The sequence below is a fragment of the Couchioplanes azureus genome (genome assembly GCF_014648355.1).
In the GTDB taxonomy this organism is placed as follows: Bacteria; Actinomycetota; Actinomycetes; order Mycobacteriales; family Micromonosporaceae; genus Actinoplanes; species Actinoplanes azureus.
The window spans coordinates 1,159,498-1,179,328 of record NZ_BMQY01000001.1 but is presented as its reverse complement, the minus strand read 5'-3'; the positions used below and the strand labels follow the sequence as shown (position 1 = coordinate 1,179,328).

The 19,831-nt window shown below is 72.5% G+C and carries 14 protein-coding genes; 6 read left to right on the top strand and 8 right to left on the bottom strand.

Annotated features, from left to right (window positions below; translation table 11 throughout):
• Positions 1-3: 3 nt before the first annotated feature.
• Together IEY99_RS05470 and IEY99_RS05465 are read left to right on the top strand one after the other, a co-directional pair.
• Positions 4-2,001 (top strand): SPFH domain-containing protein, encoded by a 1,998-nt coding sequence (locus tag IEY99_RS05470; RefSeq protein ID WP_189199825.1) that lies wholly within the window; start codon positions 4-6, stop codon positions 1,999-2,001.
• Positions 1,998-6,821, top strand: coding sequence for a DNA repair ATPase (locus IEY99_RS05465; protein WP_189199823.1), 4,824 nt, complete (start codon positions 1,998-2,000; stop codon positions 6,819-6,821). Before IEY99_RS05470 ends, IEY99_RS05465 begins: the two co-directional genes overlap by 4 nt.
• A 52-nt stretch (positions 6,822-6,873) precedes the next feature.
• On the opposite strand, the gene IEY99_RS05460 is transcribed toward IEY99_RS05465, so the two are convergent.
• The 6 genes from IEY99_RS05460 to IEY99_RS05435 all read right to left on the bottom strand — a co-directional run bounded on the left by IEY99_RS05460 (position 6,874) and on the right by IEY99_RS05435 (position 13,017).
• Positions 6,874-7,374: a hypothetical protein gene (locus tag IEY99_RS05460; protein WP_189199821.1), complete on the bottom strand. Its 501-nt coding sequence runs from the start codon at positions 7,372-7,374 to the stop codon at positions 6,874-6,876.
• Between the two features lie 91 nt (positions 7,375-7,465).
• Positions 7,466-8,098, bottom strand: coding sequence for a GTP-binding protein (locus IEY99_RS05455; protein WP_189199819.1), 633 nt, complete (start codon positions 8,096-8,098; stop codon positions 7,466-7,468).
• A complete protein-coding gene (locus tag IEY99_RS05450; protein ID WP_189199817.1) occupies positions 8,076-8,552 on the bottom strand; it encodes a DUF742 domain-containing protein in 477 nt (158 codons plus the stop codon). Before IEY99_RS05450 ends, IEY99_RS05455 begins: the two co-directional genes overlap by 23 nt.
• 43 nt (positions 8,553-8,595) lie before the next feature.
• Positions 8,596-9,042, bottom strand: a complete 447-nt coding sequence (locus IEY99_RS05445) for a roadblock/LC7 domain-containing protein (RefSeq protein ID WP_189199815.1) — start codon at positions 9,040-9,042, stop codon at positions 8,596-8,598.
• Positions 9,039-11,909, bottom strand: a complete 2,871-nt coding sequence (locus tag IEY99_RS05440) for a sensor histidine kinase (protein WP_189199813.1) — start codon at positions 11,907-11,909, stop codon at positions 9,039-9,041. Before IEY99_RS05440 ends, IEY99_RS05445 begins: the two co-directional genes overlap by 4 nt.
• A complete protein-coding gene (locus tag IEY99_RS05435) occupies positions 11,896-13,017 on the bottom strand; it encodes a hypothetical protein (protein ID WP_229798139.1) in 1,122 nt (373 codons plus the stop codon). The genes IEY99_RS05440 and IEY99_RS05435 overlap by 14 nt, the downstream gene beginning before the upstream one ends.
• 548 nt (positions 13,018-13,565) lie before the next feature.
• Here IEY99_RS05435 and IEY99_RS05430 point away from each other — a divergent pair.
• From IEY99_RS05430 to mtnA, 3 genes are all read left to right on the top strand, one after another.
• Positions 13,566-14,633, top strand: a complete 1,068-nt coding sequence (locus tag IEY99_RS05430) for a PHP domain-containing protein (protein ID WP_189199811.1) — start codon at positions 13,566-13,568, stop codon at positions 14,631-14,633.
• Positions 14,634-14,673: 40 nt separating this feature from the next.
• Positions 14,674-16,344 (top strand): DUF885 domain-containing protein, encoded by a 1,671-nt coding sequence (locus IEY99_RS05425; protein WP_189199809.1) that lies wholly within the window; start codon positions 14,674-14,676, stop codon positions 16,342-16,344.
• A gap of 194 nt (positions 16,345-16,538) precedes the next feature.
• Positions 16,539-17,501 (top strand): S-methyl-5-thioribose-1-phosphate isomerase, encoded by a 963-nt coding sequence (mtnA, locus tag IEY99_RS05420; RefSeq protein WP_189199807.1) that lies wholly within the window; start codon positions 16,539-16,541, stop codon positions 17,499-17,501.
• Between the two features lie 226 nt (positions 17,502-17,727).
• On the opposite strand, the gene IEY99_RS05415 is transcribed toward mtnA, so the two are convergent.
• Both IEY99_RS05415 and IEY99_RS33995 read right to left on the bottom strand, forming a co-directional pair.
• The gene (locus tag IEY99_RS05415) at positions 17,728-17,895 is read right to left on the bottom strand and encodes a hypothetical protein (RefSeq protein WP_189199805.1); all 168 of its coding nucleotides are present in this window, start codon (positions 17,893-17,895) and stop codon (positions 17,728-17,730) included.
• 103 nt (positions 17,896-17,998) lie between these two features.
• Positions 17,999-18,892: a hypothetical protein gene (locus IEY99_RS33995; RefSeq protein ID WP_229798138.1), complete on the bottom strand. Its 894-nt coding sequence runs from the start codon at positions 18,890-18,892 to the stop codon at positions 17,999-18,001.
• Positions 18,893-18,982: 90 nt separating this feature from the next.
• Between IEY99_RS33995 and IEY99_RS05405 the strand changes: the two genes are divergently transcribed.
• Complete coding sequence (locus IEY99_RS05405) at positions 18,983-19,741, top strand: M23 family metallopeptidase (RefSeq protein WP_189199803.1); 759 nt, start codon at positions 18,983-18,985, stop codon at positions 19,739-19,741.
• The last annotated feature ends 90 nt before the right edge of the window (positions 19,742-19,831 follow it).

Genomic DNA, 19,831 nt, shown 5'->3' with positions numbered 1-19,831 from the left:
CGCATGGACGTGATCTCCACCGGTTTCGGTGTGCTTGTCGCCGTGGTGCTGCTTGTCGCGCTCGGCGTCGTGTTCTTTCTCAGCCGGATGTTCCGCAAGGTGGAGCAGGGCAAGGCGCTCATCGTCTCCAAGGTGCGGCGGGTGGATGTCACGTTCACCGGCGCCGTCGTCCTTCCTGTGCTGCACAAGGCCGAGATCATGGACATCTCGGTGAAGACGATCGAGATTTCGCGTACGGGTCGCGAGGGGCTCATCTGCCGCGACAACATCCGGGCCGACATCCGGATCACGTTCTTCGTGCGGGTCAACAAGACCACCGAGGACGTCATCAAGGTGGCGCAGGCGATCGGCACCACGCGGGCCAGCAGTGAGCAGACGCTCCAGGAGCTCTTCAACGCCAAGTTCTCCGAGGCGTTGAAGACCGTGGGCAAGCAGCTGGACTTCGTCGACCTCTACACCAAGCGCAACGAGTTCCGGGACCAGATCATCGAGGTGATCGGCACCGACCTCAACGGGTACAGCCTCGAGGACGCGGCCATCGACTTCCTCGAGCAGACGCCGATGAGCTCGCTGGACCCGAAGAACATCCTGGACGCGCAGGGCATCCGGAAGATCACCGAGCTGACCGCCATCGAGTCGGTGCGCACCAACGACTACCGGCGCAACGAGGAGAAGGAGATCACCCGGCAGAACGTGGACGCCAAGGAGGCGATCCTCGAGCTGGAGCGCCGGCAGGCGGACGCGGAGATCAAGCAGCGCCGGGAGATCGAGACCATGCGGGCCCGCGAGGAGGCCGAGATCGCCCTCGCGCACGCCGAGGAGCGCCTCCGCGCCGAGGGTGCCGCCCTGCGGACGGAGCAGCAGCTCGGTGTGCAGCAGGAGAACAAGGCCCGGGAGATCGCCGTCGCGGAGAAGAACCGCGAGCGGGTCATCGCGATCGAGACCGAGCGCATCGAGAAGGACCGGATGCTCGAGGTCATCGGCCGCCAGCGGGAGACCGAGCTGTCCACCATCGCCAAGGACAAGGAGGTCGAGGCGGAGAAGCGCTCGATCGCCGAGGTGATCCGCGAGCGCATCGCGGTGGAGAAGACGGTCGCCGAGCAGGAGGAGAACATCAAGCGGCTGCGCGTCGTCGAGGAGGCGGAGCGTACCCGTCAGGCGCTCATCATCCAGGCCGAGGCGGAGGCGCAGGAGGCCCTGGTCAAGGACATCAAGGCCGCGGAGGCGGCCGAGGCGGCCGCGAAGTTCAAGGCCCGCGAGGAACTGGTGCTGGCGGAGGCCCGCCAGCAGGCCGCCGAGCTGGACGCCCGGGCGAAGATCCGCCTGGCCGAGGGTACGCAGGCCGAGGCGGCCGCCACCGGCCTCGCCGACGTGCAGGTGCGCGAGCGCAACGCCGAGGTGGTCGAGAAGACCGGCCGCGCCGAGGCCGCCGTCGAGCGGGAGAAGGCGCTGGTCGCCGCCGAGGCGATCCGCGAGAAGCTCAAGGGCGAGGCCGAGGGTCTGCAGGAGAAGGCCGGCGCGATGGCCGCGCTGGACGACGCGACCCGCGAGCACGAGGAGTACCGGCTGCGGCTCGAGACGGAGAAGGAGATCCGCCTGGCCGGCATCAACGTCCACAAGGAGATCGCCGAGGCGCAGGCCACGCTCATCGCCACCGGCCTGGAGAAGGCCGACATCGACATCGTCGGGGGTGACTCGGTCTTCTTCGACAAGCTGGTCGGCTCGATCACCATGGGCAAGGCCGTCGACGGCTTCGTCGAGCACTCGAACGTCGTGCAGGGGCTCGGCGCGCGCTACCTGAACGGTTCCGCGAACTTCGCCGACGACCTGGGCCGGGTGCTCGGCTCGGTGAGCACCGGCGACGTGGCCAACCTGACCCTGTCGGCCTTCCTCACCCAGCAGATCAAGGCGGGCGGGCAGGACTCCGGCAAACTTCGTGAGCTGCTGGCCGCCGCCAAGGAGATGGGGCTCGCCGACGCCAAGGTTCCGGCGGCCCGGTGACGCTCGACGCGGGAACGTACGAGGTCCTGCGTGCCCGGCTCGGCGCGCAGGCCAAGGAGCTGGCCGGGCGCGCGGAGGCACTCAACGCCCGCCGGACGGAGACGTTCGGCGGGCAGCAGATGCGGCTGCTCGGCGCGGAGCGGGTGCGCACCGCGAACAACTGCGTCCCGCGGGACCTCGTGCAGGTCGGCGGCGCCATGCTGTTCGGCTACAACGTCTTCATCGGGCTGCGCACCGAGACGGCGGTCGGCGACGTGTTCGCCGTGCACGGCTTCGCCGAGGGCACGTTCCACCCGGCGGCGGTGCCCGGCCTGCTCGACGACCCGCGGTTCCTGCGCGACTTCGCCGAGCTGTACCGGTACTACCGCGAGACGCACCTGCTGCAACTGCGCCGCCGGGAAGGGCTGCTGCTCGCGGTCTTCCAGACCGGCGCCCGCGCCGACGACCTCAAGGTGCTGCGCTGGCGGGTCGGCGACGACGGCTCGGTCGCGTACGCCGACAACCGCGGCGAACGCGACCACGTCTTCCCGCCCGCGCACGACTTCGAGTGGACCCTCACCACCCGCGAACACCACGTGCTCGGCCGGCACCCGCACGTGTCCATCGAGGACGAGGTCTTCGTCGAGACGGTCGGCGGCACGCTGACCGTGAAGGTGGAGAACAACACCGAGGACGGCGAGGGCATCTTCTCCGAGCCCGTCGACGAGCCGCTGCAGAGCCTCGCCGACGCGGAGATCGCGTACGCCCGGATCGGCCCGCTGATCCTGCTGCGCGTGCTGCCGTACAAGGAGACCACGCACCGGTATCTGGTGTTCAACACCCGTACCCGCGACGTGGTCCGCCTCGACGGGATCGGCCAGGCGTGCCAGCGTCTGCCGGAGGACCAGGGCGTCATCTTCCCCGGCGGCTACTACCTGGCCACGGGCCTGGCCAAGACGTTCGACGCCGACGTGGCCGACCTGGAGTTCGAGCGGGTCGTGCGCTCGGTCAACGGCGAGGACGTGCTCTACGTCTTCCATGCGCGGGTCGCCGGACGGTATCTGCTGCTGCCGTACAACGTGATCCGCAAGGAGGTCGCCACCCCGATCCCGTGCCACGGCTACTCGCTGTTCGACGACGGCACGCTCGTGGCGTTCCGGGCGGGCTCCGACGAGCCGGCCCGGGTGCATCCGATGCAGATCTGGCAGACCCCGTACGTCTCGGACACGTTCGCCGCCGCCCAGCCGGTCGGCACCGGCCCGCTGGACCGGGTGGGCAACGCCGACCTGGTCCGCGGCATCGCCGACGCGCTTTCCGTGTCGCGCATGGTCGAGGAGATGACGCCGTCCGCCGCGGTCTTCGAGGCGATCATCGCGGCCTGCACCCGGCTCTTCGACCAGTACCACTGGCTCGCCGAGGCCGAGCTGGAGGACCTCGGCACACCGCTGGCCGAGGTGCGGGCGACCGCCGAGCAGGTGCTCGACGAGTTCGAGTCGGTGCAGGCGCTGACCGCCCAGGCCGCCGCCGCGGTCGACGAGGCCGGCGCGGCGACGACGTCGCTGATCCGCCGGGCGCGAGGCGAGGTGCCGGCCACCACCGACGCCTGGATCCGTCAGCTCGCCGCGTTGCGCCAGGCGCAGGGCCGGGTCGTGACGCTGCGCGAGCTCCGGTACGCCGACACGGCCCGGCTGGACGAGCTCGCCGCCGAGCTGTCCACCGAACTCGACTCGACCGCGCGCCGGGCCGTCGACTTCCTCCAGCGCGCCGACGCCTTCGCCGGCTACCAGACGTCGGTCGACCAGCTCGTCGCCGACGCCGCCGCGATCGCCACCGTGGCGGAGGCCGCGCCCGTCGCCGAGCGGCTCACCGAGCAGGCCGACGGGCTCCAGGTGGTGACCGAGGTGGTCGGCGGTCTGGACATCGCCGACGCGACCGTGCGGGTGGGCATCCTCGAACGGATCGGCGAGGTGCTCGGCGGGGTCAACCGGGCCCGGGCGACGCTGGACGCCCGCCGCCGCGACCTGGCCGCGGCCGAGGGCCGGGCCGCCTTCGCCGCCGAGTTCGCCCTGCTCACCCAGTCGGTGACGGCGGGACTGGCCGCCGCCGACACTCCGGAGCGCTGCGACGAGCAGCTCGCCACGCTGATGCTCCAGGTGGAGGCGCTGGAGTCGCGGTTCGGCGACTTCGACGACTTCACCGACCAGCTCGCCGCCAAGCGCACCGAGGTCTACGAGGCCTTCGCGGCGCGGCGGCAGGCGCTGCTGGACGAACGGTCCCGGCGCGCCGACCGGCTCTTCGATTCGGCGCAGCGGACCCTCGCCAGCGTCCAGCGCCGGGTGGCCGGGCTCGGCGACCTCGACGAGGTCAACACGTACTTCGCCACCGATCCGATGGTCGGCAAGCTGCGGCAGGTCGCGGACGACCTGCGTACGCTCGGCGACGCGGTCCGGGCCGAGGAGCTCGAGGGCCGGGTCAAGGCCGCGCGGCAGGAGGCCGGGCGGTCCCTGCGCGACCGGCTGGACCTGTACGGCGCCGACGGCACCACCCTCACCCTGGGCCGGCACACCTTCGCGGTGAACACCCAGACGATCGACCTGACGCTGGTGCCGGACGGGCCGGAGCTGGCGTTCGCGATCACCGGCACCGACTACCGCGCGCCGGTCCGCGACCAGGGTTTCGTGGCGACCCGCCCGTTCTGGGAGCAGCCGCTGGTGTCGGAGTCGCCGGAGCTGTCCCGCGCCGAGCACCTCGCCGCGGCCCTGTTCGCCGAGGACCCCGCCGGTGCGGCGGCGGCCCTGGCGGACGGCACCCTCGACGCTCTGGTACGCCGGGGCGCCGAGGCCCGCTACGACGAGGGCTACGAGCGGGGCGTGCACGACAGCGACGCGACGCTGATCCTCGGCGCGCTGATCCGGCTGCACGCCGCCGCGGGACTGCTGCGCTATCCGGCGCCGGTCCGCGCCACCGCGCAGCTCTTCTGGGCCGCACTGCCCGCGGCCGCACAGACGTCCTGGTCCGTACGGGCGGCTTCGCTGGTCCGGGCCCGGGAGCTGTTCGGCGCCGGGCAGGACCTCGCCGACCTCTGCGCCGCGCTCGCCGCCGAGGCGGGCGCGGAGCGGGTGGTGGGCGAGTATCTGGTGGAGGAGCTGGCCGCCACCCCGGCCGGCTTCGTGACGAGCGCGACCGCCCGGACCTTCCTCGACCGCTTCCACCGGGCGCTGACCGCGGAGCCGGCCCGCAGTTACGCGGAGGACCTGCGTGCGCTCGACGCCGACCCGGCCGCCCGGCGGCAGCTCGTGCACGCCTGGCTGTCGGCCTTCCACCGGGCGCACCCCGCCGCGGGGGATGCGAGCGACGTGGCCGAGGCGGTCGCGATCGAGCTCACCGGCACCGCGCTGACCCGGTACGACACCGCCGCGGCGGTGAGCGAGACCGTGTCCGGGCTGCTGTCGGCGCACCCGCGCATCACCGACGGCCGGCTGACCGTACGGCTGGACGAGTTCCTCGAGGTCACGCGGCGGTTCCGGGAGGAGCGGATGCCGGCGTACCGGGCGTACCAGAAGCAGCGGACCGCCCTGGCCGCCGCGGAGCGGGAGCGGCTGCGCCTGGACGAGTACCGGCCCGGGGTGATGTCGGCGTTCGTGCGCAACCGGCTGCTCGACGAGGTGTACCTGCCGCTGATCGGCGACAACCTGGCCCGCCAGCTGGGCGCGACCGGCGCCGGCCGGCGCACCGACCAGTCCGGTCTGCTGCTGTTGATCTCACCGCCCGGCTACGGCAAGACGACCCTCATGGAGTACGTCGCCAACCGGCTCGGCCTGGTCTTCGTCAAGGTCAACGGCCCGGCGCTCGGGCACGAGGTGACCTCGCTGGATCCGGCCGAGGCGCCGGACGCCACTGCCCGGCAGGAGGTCGAGAAGATCTCCTTCGCGCTCGAGATGGGCAACAACGTCCTGCTCTACCTGGACGACATCCAGCACACCTCGCCCGAGCTGCTGCAGAAGTTCATCTCCCTCTGTGACGCCCAGCGCCGGATGGAGGGCGTGTGGGAGGGCCGCACCCGCACCTACGACCTGCGGGGCAAGCGGTTCGCGGTGTGCATGGCCGGTAACCCGTACACGGAGACGGGCCGGCGGTTCCGGATCCCGGACATGCTCGCCAACCGGGCCGACGTCTGGAACCTCGGCGACGTGCTCGCCGGCCGGGAGGAGGCGTTCGAGATGTCGTACCTGGAGAACGCGCTCACCTCGAACCCGGTGCTCGCGCCGCTGTCCGCCCGGGACCGCGCGGACCTGCCGCTGCTCGTGCGGCTCGCCGAGGGCGACGACGCGGTGCGGCCGGACCGGCTCAGCCACGCGTACTCGGCCACCGAGCTCGAGCAGGTGTTGTCGGTGTTGCGGAAGATGCGGCGGGTGCAGCGGATCGTGCTGCGCATCAACCAGGCGTACATCGCCTCGGCCGCTCAGGCGGACGCGTCGCGCACCGAGCCGCCGTTCAAGTTGCAGGGGTCGTACCGCAACATGAACAAGCTCGCCGAGCGCATCGTGCCGGCGATGAACGACGCCGAGCTCGACGCAGTGGTCGACGACCACTATCTCGGCGAGGCGCAGACGCTGACCTCCGGCGCGGAGGCCAACCTGCTCAAGCTGGCGGAGCTGCGCGGGCGCCTCACCGCGGAGCAGGCCGCGCGATGGGGCGAGGTCAAGGCCGCGTTCCTGCGGGAGCGGGCGCTCGGGGGCGCCGGGGACGATCCGATGACCCGGGCGGTCGGCGCGGTGGGCCTGCTCGCCGACCGGGTCGGCGCGGTGGAGCAGGCGATCCTGCGCCGCGGTCAGTCGTAAGCGCTTCCCGGCCCGGCCGGCGGCGGCTGAGCCGGCGAGCTTGCGCCGCGGGTCAGTCCTGGGCGTGCAGCAGTGACGGGTCCTCGCGGAGCATGGCGGCGAGCCGCCGGGCCGCCAGCTCGGTCTCCTTCTCGTCGACGCGCAGCGGGACCGGCTCGGGCAGCGGGGAAGGCATGGGTTGCTGGGGCTCGGGGGCGGGCTCCTCGTGGCGGTGGTGGACGGTCTCCCGCTGCGGTGCCGGCTCGGCGACCGGCGGCGCCACCTCCGCGTCGATGATCTCGCCGTACTGCGCCTGGCTCGCCCGCTGCACGACCGAGTTGTCGGCGCTGACCTGCACGATGCCGTCCTCGAGGGCGAAGTGCAGCAGCACCGGGTCGCCGGCGCCCTCGACACCGACCGTCACGGCGAGCTCGGGGTTGCGGCCCACGACCGCGGCGATCGCCTCGACCAGCTCCGTCACGGCCGGCGGGGTGCCCGTGGCCTCCCCGGCGGCGCGGCGGCGAAGCTCGTCACGGCGTGCCAGCCGGTCGAGGGCGTCGTCCAGTCCTCGCACGTCACCGTCCTCCCGTCACGCTGTCGCTCGTACAACTGTGCCCGCTCGGACGCCGAATTGGGAACCGAACCGGAGCGACTCGGCGCACACCTTACGACGAGCGCATCCGCATCGCCTTGTCAAGGGCTCGGTCGAGCACCACGAGTAAGGCGTCGCGTACGGATCCGCGGAACCGGGCGTCGTACTGCACAATCGGCACCTCGTCGCGGATTGCGAGGGCCCAGCGCACTTCGTCCAGGCTGTAGCCGAGTTGTCCGTTGAAGGTGTTGACGCCCACCACGAACGGAAGGCCGGCGCGCTCGAAGTAGTCGATGGCGGGGAAGCAGTCGTCGATCCGGGAGGTGTCGACCACGACCAGCGCGCCCAGTGCGCCCCGGACCAGGTCGTCCCACATGAAGGAGAAGCGGGTCTGGCCGGGCGTGCCGAAGAGGTAGAGCTTCAGCGTCTGGTCGATGGTGACGCAGCCGAAGTCCATCGCGACGGTGGTGGTGGCCTTGGCGGTCGACTCGTTGGGGTTGTCGACGCCGACCGACTCCATCGTCATCTCGGCCTCGGTGGTCAGCGGCGAGATCTCCGAGATGGCGCCGACGGTCGTCGTCTTGCCGACGCCGAAGCCGCCGGCCACGATGATCTTGACCGGCACCGGGGATGCGGTCTTCTGCGGCGCGCCGGGTACGCGCGCGGTGCCGACGACGCGGCGGTCAAGAGATGGATCGAAGTCCACGGATCACTCGCATGATGGTGTCGGGGTCGGGGAAGTCGCTGGTCATCACCTGGACATCGAGGTGCCCGGCGGCGCGCAGGTCGTCGACCAGGATCCGGATGACGCCGAAGTGCATCCGGAGCCGGGCCGAGATCTCGGCTACCGACAGCGGCTCCCCACAGAGCTGGACGATGGCCCGCCGCTCGGGGGAGAGCCGCGCGGCCGACGCGCCGGGAAGCGCGCTGACCTGCGTCTCGAGCCCGATGTCGGCATCCTGGCCGCTGACCCGGCCGGAGGTGATGACGAACGGCCGCAACGACGTGGCGTGCTCGTCGGGCAGCTCCGCGGGCGGGGGCCCGGGAGCCGGGTCCGGCGACGGCTCCCACCGCGCGCCGGACCCCATGCTGCGCAGGAAAGGCCGGACCCCGGGAGCCGCCGGGAAGTCCGGGTTGTCGGAGTCGGCCGAATGTCTCATCGAGGAATCACGACCTTCCTGGCAATCGGTTACACGGGCCGAGCTACTGCTGGACGGCGTTCTTCAGCTCGGCGATGAGGCGCGGGCTGAGGGCCCCGCCGGCGCGGGTGGCGAAGAGCGTCATCTCGTACGCGAGGGTGCCGAGGTTGGCCGACCGGTCCGCGATGACGCCGAGCACGGAGCCGGCGCTGATCGAGGTCACCAGCAGGTAGCCGTCGGCCATGTCGATGATGACGCGGTTGAGGCTGCCGAGCTGGTACCAGCTGGCGGCGCCGCCGGCGAGGCTGGTCAGACCCGAGACCACCGCCGCGAGGCGCTCGGCGTTGGGCCGGTCCTTGATCGCCGACATCGCCATCAGCAGGCCGTCGGAGGAGACGGCGATCGCCTCGACGACGCCGGCCGTGCCGGACGTGAACGAGTCCAGCAGCCAGTTGAAGGTCTTCGCCTCCGCACTGAGCTGGGACGTGTCGGCGGGGTAGGGGGATGTCATCGCGGTTGTCCCTCGTGTTGTGGCTGGGTTTCGTGCAGTGCTCGGGCTACGCCGTACTCGAATTGCTCCATCAGCGCTCGGGCGGCCTCCGGATCGAGTGGCTGGGCCGGCGGCGCCGGCGGGGCCGGGTTGGCCGACGAGTGCAGCGGAAGGGTCGCGCCGGGGACCCGCCGGGTCAGCGGGGGATGACCCGCGGCCGGAGGCGCGGCCATGTCCTGTTCCATGACGTCCCACTGGGCGCGGGACACTCCGGCCTCGAAGGCGTTGAACGCCTCCCGGGCCGCGAGCGCGTCGTCCGTGGTCGGGGGCGCGGCGTGGGTCCGCGGCCCGGTCTCCACCGGCAGCTGGCTGCCGGGCACCCGCCGGCGCAGCGGGGGCATCGAGCCGTGCGGCGACTCCGGGCTCGTGCGTGGCTGCGGCACGACCGGCGGGGGTACGGACGCCGCGGGCGGCTGCGGCACGACCGGCGGGGCCACGGACGCCTGCGGCGCGATCGCCGGGGGCACCGCCGCCCGGGCCACGGCCGAGTACGACGCCGGGTACGGCTCCGGCTGCCGCGGCCCGGCCGGGTGCGGCGCGGCGGGCTGCTCGATCGCCGGCGGCACCGCCTCGGGGCGCGGGTAGCGCGTGTCCGTGGGTGCCGACATGACGACCTGGCCGCCCGGCACGGGGCGTTCCGACTCCGCATAGCGGCCCGCGGCGGGCAGCTCGGGCAGCGTCGCCGGGAAACGTCCGGCCACCGGGGTCGCCTCGTAGGTCGCCGGCTGGTCGCGAACCTCCACCGGGATCGCTTCGAGCTGCGGGGCGGTCGGCCGTACGGAGAACGCGTTCCAGGTCTGCGCCACCTCCAGCGTCTGGGTGGCCCGGTGCAGCACGTTCGCGTCGAAGGGCTGGGCGCTGCCGGGCACCGACCGTGCGGCACCGCCGGCGACCAGCGGCGCGAACTCGGTGTGGCTGCTCGGCACCGTCGCCCTGATCGGCGCGCTGGACACGCTCGCCGCCGCCACCGCCGGCTCCAGGCGGGGCACCAGGTGCACCGGCTGGAGGTCCACCCAGGCGGTCACGCCGCCGTCCGGGGTGTCGGTCAGCATGACCTCGACGCCGTGCCGGCGGGCGAGACGCCCGACCACGAAGAGGCCGAGCACCTCGGTGGGCGCCAGGTCGAGGCGCTCGCGGCGGGTGAGCCGGGCGTTCTCCTCGGCCAGGCGCTCCGGCGCCAGGCCCAGGCCGTGGTCGACGATCGCGAGGCGGACGCCGCCGCGGACGTCGGCGGCCGTGACCGAGACCCGGGTGTGCGGCGGCGAGAACGACGTCGCGTTCTCCATGAGCTCCGCGAGCAGCAGGGTCAGGTCGGCCACCAGGGCGGGCACGACCACGAACTCCTCGTTCACCTCGACGTCGACGCGGGTGTAGTCCTCGATCTCACCGAGGGCGAGGCGTACGACGTCGGACAGGGCGAGGGGCGCCATGTGGTCGTTGGCGCCGGCGCCGCCGGAGAGCACGACCAGCGAACCGGCGTTCCGGCCGAGACGGCTCGACAGGTGGTCGAGGCGGTAGAGGTCGCGCAGGCGGTCGCTGTCGGTCTCCCGGCGCTCCAGGTTGTCGATCAGGGCGAGCTGGCGGCCGACCAGGTTCTGGGTACGCCGCCCGACGTGAGCGAACATCTGGGCGACGTTGCGGCGGCTGAGCACCTGGCGTTCCACCAGCTGCGCGGCCGTGGTCTGCACCCGGTCGAACGCCCGGGCCAGGTCGCCGATCTCGTCGCTGCCCGCCACGTCGACCGCGTCGAGGCGGATCGGGCGGGCCGCCTCGGCGTCGTCGTCCGCGACCCGCTGCAGCTCGGCCTCGGCGGCCCGGGCGATCCGGTCCGCGGACCTGGTCAGGCGGCGCAGGGGCCGGGCCACCGCGCGGGCCATGATCAGCGACAGCGCCACCACGACCAGCAGCAGCAGGATCGACACGCCACCGACCAGCGCGGCGGTGCGCAGCGCGGCGTTCCGGTCCTCGGTCACGGCCGCGTCCACGTCCGCGGCGACGCGCTTCTCCACGAAGCCGCCGAGGACGATGACGGAGCGCAGCGAGGGCAGCAGCGTCTTGACGTCGAGCAGCTTGATCGCCGCGGCCGGGTCGATGACCACCTCGGCGAGGAAACGCTCGCCCACGCGGGAGGCGAACGCCTCCTGGGCCGCGAGGTAGAGCTTGTACTGCGCGTCGGTGAAGTAGCGCTGCGAGTTGGTGATGAGCAGCTGCAACTGGACCAGCGTCGAGTTGAACAGACCCAGCAGAGCGGCGTTGCGGGTGACCGCCGCGCCGGTGAGGTATCCGGCCGCCTGACCGATCATGTCGTCGGTGCGCAGGGCCTGCTCGAGCGCGAACACCTGCCGGCCGGCCGACGTGGACAGGTCCGCCTGCTGTGCCACCGCGAGCTCGTCGATGATCGGCGTGACCACGGCGGTGAACTGGGTGACGATCTCGTCGGGCCGGATGCTGCGGTTGAGCACGTTGGCCCGGGTGGTGGCGAGCTGCGAGACGCCGTCGATCGCCCGGGTCAGCGCCGGGGTCAGCGGCTGGTCGAGCCGCTTGAGCGCCTGGATGCGGTCGCTCGCCTTGGCGGTCTGCACCGCGAGCTCGGGCTCCTGGACCAGGCCGAAGAGGTAGCTCACCGAGAGCAGGCGCTCCTCCTGGAGCTCCTGCAGCGCCGAGCCGATCCGGGTGGCCAGCTGCACCGCGTCCGAGGTGTCCTGGGCGTCGCGCGCCACGTCGATGCGGTTCACGACGATCGGCACGGCGAGGGCGACGACCCCGATCAGCGGCACCAGGACGAGAAGGGTCAGCTTGCCCAGGATGCGGAGCTTACCGAAGAGCACCGGACCGCTCCCTCCGCGACGAGGTGGCCTCGCCGTACGCCGGCACCATCCGGTCGGGGTCCGCGCCGGAGGCACCCACCGTCATGTCCCGCGTGGTCTCACCGGGGGTGCGCGTGACGCCGTGGGCCCGGCGCCGCCGCACGGTCAGCGGGACGGCGACGGCGGCGACGGCGAACAGCACCGCGGTGCCCGCCGCGACGAGGGCCTCGAGCGTGCGGTAGCCCAGGGTGTCCACCCGGTCTTCGAGCAGCCGGGCCATCTCCCGGCTGACGATGCCGGTCAGGTTGCCGAGCGAGAGCTGGAGCTGGCTCTGCGCGGTCGCCATGGTGGCCGCGTTCGGCGTGCCGCCCGGGTTGGCGCCGCGGGTGAACGACTCGACGCCGCGGCGGAAGTTGTCGAGGCCGGTGACCAGGTTGCCGCTCAGCGTCGCACTGTTGGTGTCGTCGACGGCCTCCTGGAGGTTGTCGGTGAGGCTGCCCACCGAGGTCTCCACCAGGCCGACCGAGGCGGCGAACCTGGCGGCGAGCTGGTCGCGCTGCTGGCCGGTCGCCCTGGCCACGAGCTGGCTGAGGTCGCCCATCCGGCTCACCTGCACGACGGTGGCGGGCAGGTCGATGGCGACCGCCTCGGCCAGGTGCAGGATGTCGTTGTCCGGGTCGTGCAGCAGGCCCGAGTCGTCCCGGACCGCCTCGTAGAGGGCCAGCGTGAGATCGGCGACCTCGACGTGGGCCTCGAACACGGCGGCCGGGCTGCCGGTCTCCTTCTGCAGCAGGTCGATCTTCTGCTTCAGGCCGGTCCAGCGGTCGCGGGTGCCGAGCTCGGCGCCGAGGCGCTGGTCGACGGCGTTGACGCCGGCGATCGCCGCGGTCAGCGAGCTGGGGATCGCCCGCACCCCGGACAGGGCCGAGGTCTGTGCCTCGGCGAGCGAGCTGACCAGCGGGCCGAGCGCGGTGAGGAACTCCACGCCCTTCTGCTCCAGCCGGGTGCTGTCGTCCCGGTCGGAGACGTCCCCCCAAACCCGGGCGAACAGGACCCCTGCCGGCAGGAGTATCAAAACCGTGAGAACGGCCGCGAGCGCGGAGCGCATCCGGGTTCGCCGGTTATCCACCGAGACTGACATCGTCCACTTCCTCCACCGTGCACCGCGTTGGACCCTTTTGGCGGCTACCCTCCGTAGCCGTACGGGCGCACCGATCCGGGTCAATCTATCCGGGAAACAATCATGCGACCCCTTTCTTAGGGTCAGAGTTGGATCGTCTGATCGGGGGATGGACCCTGGGGGTGACCTGGTCGTACACGCCTGCTACACCCAGAGCGACGAGCCATCGGCGCAGGTCGGCGAGGTGTGGCCGTCCGTGCGGGAAGCATTACAGGCTGCCGGTTTCAGGGCCGCCCCGCCTTCCACTATGGAGTACGATGTCACACCCGCCGATGATTACGGATCGGTAAAGAACGCGTCACCTGTTCGCATACAATGACTGTCAGTAGTGATTTGAATACGGTTCAGATCTCAGGATGTGGACCGGAGAATGAGAAAGTCTCCCCGGCCGACGGCGGGACGGGCGTTCGGCTCCCGCGGTGCAACATCCGGTTCGCCGCAATCGTCCGCCTGTCGACGGCCCGGCGCGTGCCCGGACACCGCCTACGCTGAGCGGCATGGCCCCTCGTGATCCGGTAGCCGACCTGCGGCGCATCGCCTTCCTGCTGGAGCGCGCCAACGAGGCGACCTACCGGGTCAAGGCATTCCGTTCGGCGGCCGCGACGGTCGCCGCGCTGCCGCCCGCGGAGCTCGCCTCCCGTACGGCCGAGGGCACGCTCGCGAAGCTGGCAGGCGTGGGCGAGGTGACCGCGCGGTGCATCACCGAGTCGCTCGCCGGCGAGGAGCCGGTCTACCTCCGGCGGCTGGAGACCACCGAGGGCACCGACCTCGACGGCGCGGCCGCCGCGCTGCGCGAGGCGCTCCGCGGCGACTGCCACGCGCACTCCGACTGGTCGGACGGCGGCTCCCCGATCGAGGAGATGGCGCTCGCGGCGGTCGAGCTCGGCCACGAGTACCTCGTGCTCACGGACCACTCGCCGCGGCTGACCGTCGCCCGTGGTCTGACCGCGGCCCGCCTGCGCCGCCAGCTGGACCACGTGGCCCGGCTCAACGACGCCCTCCCCGAGGGATTCCGCATCCTCACCGGCATCGAGGTCGACATCCTCGCCGACGGCTCGCTCGACCAGGAGGACGAGCTGCTGGAGCGCCTCGACGTCGTGGTCGGGTCCGTACACAGCGGACTGCGCGACGACTCGTCCAGGATGACCCGCCGGATGCTCGCGGCGATCGCCAACCCGCACCTCGACATCCTGGGACACATGACCGGGCGCAAGGTCTCCGCGGCCGGCGAGGGGGACCGGGCGCACCGCGGCGGACGCACCCGTCCGCCCAGCGATTTCGACCTCGACAAGGTGCTCGCCGCCTGCGTCGAGCACGGCAAGGCGGTCGAGATCAACTCGCGGCCGGACCGCCTCGATCCGCCCAAGCGCATGCTCACCGTGGCGGTCGAGGCGGGTTGCCTGTTCAGCATCGACACCGACGCCCACGCACCCGGACAGCTCGACTGGCAACGGTTCGGCTGCGAGCGGGCGGCGCTGTGCGGCGTACCGGTGGACCGGGTCGTCAACACCTGGTCCGCCGAGCGCCTCCTCGAATGGACGGCAGGTCACGGCCGCCCGGAATAGGTACAGCGAATTGTCGGTGGTCTCCCGTAGGGTTCGCCACGTGGGACAGATTGATGACCTCGCCAACCGCTACGTCGACGAGTGGGCTCCGCTCAACCCGACGGGCGCCACCTTCATCGGCGTGCCCGGCTACGACGACCAACTCGACGACCTGTCGCCCGAGGGCTACGACGCACAGGCCGACCTCGTCCGGCGCACCCTCGCCGAGCTCGACCCGCTCGAGCCCGAGACCGAGGCCGAGCACGTCGCCAAGGACGCGATGCAGGAGCGGCTGGGCCTCGACCTGGTGCGCTACGAGTCCGGCGACATAGCCAGCGAGATCAGCGTGATCGCCAGCGGGCTGCACGGGCTGCGCATGGCCTTCGACCTCATGCCGGTCCAGGGCGAGCGGGCGGCGGCCGACATCGCGGCCCGGCTCGGCGCCTTCCCCCGCGCCCTCGAACAGTACAAGCGGACCCTGCGCGAGCAGGCCGCCAAGGGCAACGTGAGCGCGCGCAACCAGATGATCGAGGTCGCCGAGCAGTGCGACGCGTGGACCGACCCGGCCCGCGACAACTTCTTCCACGGCCTCGCCGACGGGCTCGGCGCCCAGGGCGCCCTCCTGGCGGACCTGCAACGCAACGCCGCCGCGGCCACGGCGGCCACCGCCGGCTTCGGGCAGTTCCTGCGCACGGAGCTCGCCCCGCTCGGCCGCGACAAGGAGGCGGCCGGCCCCGAGCGGTATGCCCGCGCCTCGCAGTACTTCCTCGGCGCGAAGATCGACCTCGAAGAGACGTACGCCTGGGGCTTCGAGGAGCTCGCCCGGCTGGAGCGCGAGATGCGCGCGGTCGCCGCCGAGATCGCGGGCCCCGGGGCCACGGTCGACCGGGCCGTCGAGGTCCTCGACGCCGACGAGACGCGCAACATCGCGGGCAAGGAGGCCTTCCGCGACTGGATGCAGGCCACCGCGGACAAGGCCGTCTCCGAGCTGAACGGCACGCACTTCGACATCCCCGAGCCGGTGCTCACCGTGCAGGCCTGCCTCGCGCCGACCAGCGACGGCAGCATCTACTACACGGCACCCAGCGAGGACTTCACCCGCCCCGGGCGCATGTGGTGGGCGGTCCCGGAGAACCAGACGGTCTTCTCCACCTGGCGCGAGACGTCGACGGTGTACCACGAGGGAGTGCCGGGCCACCACCTCCAGATCGGACAGACCATCCACCGCGCCGATCTGCTCAACCGCTGGCAGCGTCTGCTCTGCTGGTGCTCGGGCCACGGCGAGGGCTGGGCCCTGTATGCCGAACGCCTCATGGACGACCTCGGTTACCTCGCCGACCCGGGCGACCGCCTCGGCATGCTCGACGGCCAGGCGCTGCGCGCCACCCGGGTCATCGTCGACATCGGCATGCACCTCGAACTGGAGATCCCCCGCGACAACCCGTTCGGCTTCCACCCGGGCGAGCGGTGGACGCCCGAGCTGGGCTGGGAGTTCCTCCGCCAGCACTGCCGCATGCAGCAGGACGTCCTGCGCTTCGAATGGAAGCGCTACCTCGGCTGGCCGGGGCAGGCACCGTCCTACAAGGTCGGTGAGCGCATCTGGCTCCAGGCCCGCGACGACGCCAAGGCCCGCAAGGGGGCGGCGTTCGACCTCAAGGAGTTCCACCGCGACGCCCTCAACCTCGGGGCGCTGGGCCTGGACCCGCTGAGGAAGGCCCTCGCCCGCCTCTGATCCCGCCCGCTCGTGGACGTGCCGGCCCGCTCGTGGACGTGCCGGCCCGCTCGTGGACGTGCCGGCCCGCTCGTGGACGTGCGCGGCCCGGTTGTGGGCGTGCGGGCTCGCCTGTGGGCGTGCCGGCCCGCTCTGTCACGCGAGCGGCCTGCGGTTTGTCCGGCCGGTTCTTCGGTGCGGTTAGGCTGCGGCGCATGCGGACCATTGACTGGGTCGACGGGGCCGTCGAGCTCATCGACCAGACCGCCCTGCCCGGCGAGCTCAAGGTGCTGCGGGTCACCGCCGTCGCCGAGCTGATCGCGGCGATCCGGTCGCTCGCCGTGCGGGGTGCTCCCGCGCTCGGGGTGGCCGGTGCGTTCGGCGTGGCCCTTGCTGCGCGGGAGTTCGCCGGGGACGCCGAGGGGCTGGCTCGCGCCGTACGAGCGGTGGAGGTTGCCCGGCCCACCGCAGTGAACCTCGCTCGCGGGGCGCGCCGGGCCGCCGCCCGGCTCGGCGACGGGGCCGAGGCGGTGCTCGCCGAGGCCTGCGCCGTACGGGACGAGGAGGTCGCGGCCTCGGCGGCCATGGCCGCGCTCGGCGCCGATCTGGTGCAGGAGCTCTGCGGGGAGCGGCCCCGGGTGCTGACCCACTGCAACACCGGCGCCCTCGCCGCGGTCGTCGGTGGCACGGCGCTGGCGGTGGTGTTCGAGCTGCAGCGGCGGGGTGCCCTGGCCGGGGTCATCGCCAGCGAGACCCGGCCGCTGCTGCAGGGCGCCCGGTTGACCGCCTGGGAGCTGGAGCGCGCCGGGATCGGCTTCCGGGTCGCGGTCGACTCGGCGGGCCCGTTCCTGCTGGCCCGCGGCGAAGCGGACGTGGTCATCCTCGGCGCCGACCGGATCTGCGCCAACGGTGACGTCGTCAACAAGGTCGGCACGTACGCGCATGCGCTCGGTGCCCGGCGGGCCGGGGTGCCGTTCGTGGTGGTGGCCCCGGAGTCGACCGTCGACATGGACACGCCGGACGGGGCCGCGGTGGAGATCGAGGACCGGGGAGCGGCGGAGGTGACACCGTTCTCCGCGGCGGTCAACCCGGCCTTCGACATCACGCCGAACGACCTGGTCACGGCCGTGGTCACGGATCGCCGGGTGGTGCGTCTCGACCGCGGCGAGAAGCTCTAGGCGGAGTCGGCGAGCCGCTGGCCAAGGGCTCTGACCAGGGGCTTTGTGGCTCGCCATGGTCGGGTCTCAGGGTCCGTGGGCTCGGTTGGCCACAGGTGGCCGGCCGGCGGGCGGTGGCCCAGTGAGCCAGGTGCGGGGGCCGGTGGGCGGTGGCTGTGTCGGCCTGGCGGCGGGGGCGGGTGGGCGGTGGCTCAGTGAGCCTGGCGGCGGGGCCGGCGTGGGGAGGTCAGTTGACCAGGCGGCGGCGGCTTGCGATCAGTTCGCGGATGCGGGCGCCGCGGAGGCGCTGGGGCTGGGCGGACTCGCGGGCCGTCTTCGCGTTGGCCAGAGCGGCGAGGAGCTCGAGCCTGCGACGGCGACGATCAGGGTCGAGTCGCTGCGGTACGTGGGCCATGAGGCCGAGACTGCCGAGCCGTCCGGCGTTCGTCAAGGCCGAGTGCGCTGCGCTACCGGGAGCGTACTGATCGTCGATGACACATCGCCGCAGAGCTGGACATTCACCATAGAGGCCAGTCTTCGGTGGTGATCCACCTCGCACCGACGAAACCGGTGGCTATCGATAGACCGAGGCCGCTCGCCAGCGCTATGCCCACCGCCACGGCACGGTCACCGCGGGCGCCCAGGAGGAGCGTCACCAGCCACGCGGAGACCGCCGCGGCGATGGTCCACCAGGCGTAGCCGAGCAGATCCCGGCCGATGGCGCCGAAGAGGGCGAACCACACCGATGTGGCGCCGAGCCCGGCCAGCAGCGGGCCGGTGCGGATCGGGTGCGGCTCCCGGTACACGGGCCGCGTCATCATGCCGGGAAACATCTGCTGCCCGGGTTGCAGATGCGGGCCGGCCACCACGTGCGGCCCGAACGCCGCGTGCGGGGCCATGTGCGAGCCGGGCGCCATGTAGGGGCCGGGCGGCATGTGCGAGCCGGGCGGCATGTGCGAGCCGGGCGGCATGTGCGAGCCGGGCGGCATGTGCGAGCCGGGCGGCATGTGCGAGCCGGGCGGCATGTGCGAGCCGGGGGGCATGTGCGAGCCGGGCGGCGTGTAGGAGCCGGGGGGCATGTGCGAGCCGGGCGGCGTGTGCGGGTTAGGCGGCATGTGGGGCTCGGGCGCCAAGTGGTGGCCGGGTGCCAAGTCTCGGCCAGGTGCCAGCTGCGGGCCGGAGGCGGGGTGCGCGGCGGCCAGCAGGGGCGAGGCGGGTGACATGTGCGCGGCCGGGTGCCCCTGTGCGGCCTGCGGCACGTGCGGGGGCGGTACGTGCGGCGCCGGCGGCTCGTGCGGCGGCCGCTCGTGCCGCGGCGGCTCGTGTGCGCCGGGCTCGATCTCCTCGCCGGGCGACGGCAGCCATCCGGCGGGCCGGGGCATGTCGTCCCAGCCTCCGCGGTGCTCGGCCATGCCATCCTCCCGGCGTCGAGGGTTCCCCGGTCAACCCTAACCACCGGCGGCCGACCTGCGGGGCAGGAAGATCTCTGCCAGGATGGCGCGGTGCTTTCCCCGCGTACCCTCTCGGTCCTGACCTTCGCCGCACTCTCGCTCGCCGCCTGCGGCGCGCCGGCGGACGGACCGTCGGCGACCGCGACGCCGCAGTTCCTGGAGCCCTCGACGGCGCCGGCGTCCGTGCCCGCGCCGGCCTCCGCCCCGCCACCGTCCGCGACTCCGTCCGCCGCGGCGAGCACGTCGCCCGCCGCCGCGACCAGCAAGCCGCCGGCCGCGGCAAAGGGCAAAGCGCCGGTGAACGTGAAGTATGTGTTCCCCGTGCAGGCGTCGAACGTCGACTACCACCCGACGCACTCGGGGTATCCGGCGACCGACCTCTTCGCCGACTGCGGGGAGCCGTTCGTCGCCACGACCAGCGGTGTGGTGCTCGAGATCAGCCTGAAGGACGCGTACGTGAAGGGCCGGCCGGACGGTCCCCTCAACGGCGGCCTCTTCGTGTCGATCCTCGGCGACGACGGTGTGCGCTACTACGGCTCGCACCTGAGCAAGGTGCAGTCCGGCATCGAGCCGGGCGTGCGGGTACGGGCCGGCCAGCAGCTCGGCAAGGTGGGCCGTACCGGCAACGCGAACAACGTCTGCCACCTGCACTACGGCATCTCGCCGCCGTGCGCGGAGGTGGGCGACTGGGATGTCCGGCGCGGTGTCGTCTGGCCGGCGCCCTACCTGACCTCGTGGCGCAAGGGCGGCGGCAAGAGCCCGGTGGCCGAGGTCGAGTCGTGGCGGAAGACCCACCGCTGCAAGGGCTGACCGGCGCACGCGCAAGGCCGCATCCTCGCCCGGGGATGCGGCCTTGCTGTGCGGTGTGAAGCCGGGGATGCAGCCTTGCTCGTGCGGTGG

Excerpts from the sequence above, each read along its gene's own strand:
- IEY99_RS05415 (WP_189199805.1), bottom strand. The coding sequence starts at position 17,895 with ATGGCCCACGTACCGCAGCGACTCGACCCTGATCGTCGCCGTCGCAGG.
- mtnA (WP_189199807.1), top strand. The coding sequence starts at position 16,539 with ATGCGGACCATTGACTGGGTCGACGGGGCCGTCGAGCTCATCGACCAG.
- IEY99_RS05450 (WP_189199817.1), bottom strand. The coding sequence starts at position 8,552 with ATGAGACATTCGGCCGACTCCGACAACCCGGACTTCCCGGCGGCTCCC.
- IEY99_RS05445 (WP_189199815.1), bottom strand. The coding sequence starts at position 9,042 with ATGACATCCCCCTACCCCGCCGACACGTCCCAGCTCAGTGCGGAGGCG.
- IEY99_RS05430 (WP_189199811.1), top strand. The coding sequence starts at position 13,566 with ATGGCCCCTCGTGATCCGGTAGCCGACCTGCGGCGCATCGCCTTCCTG.
- IEY99_RS05470 (WP_189199825.1), top strand. The coding sequence starts at position 4 with ATGGACGTGATCTCCACCGGTTTCGGTGTGCTTGTCGCCGTGGTGCTG.
- IEY99_RS33995 (WP_229798138.1), bottom strand. The coding sequence starts at position 18,892 with ATGGCCGAGCACCGCGGAGGCTGGGACGACATGCCCCGGCCCGCCGGA.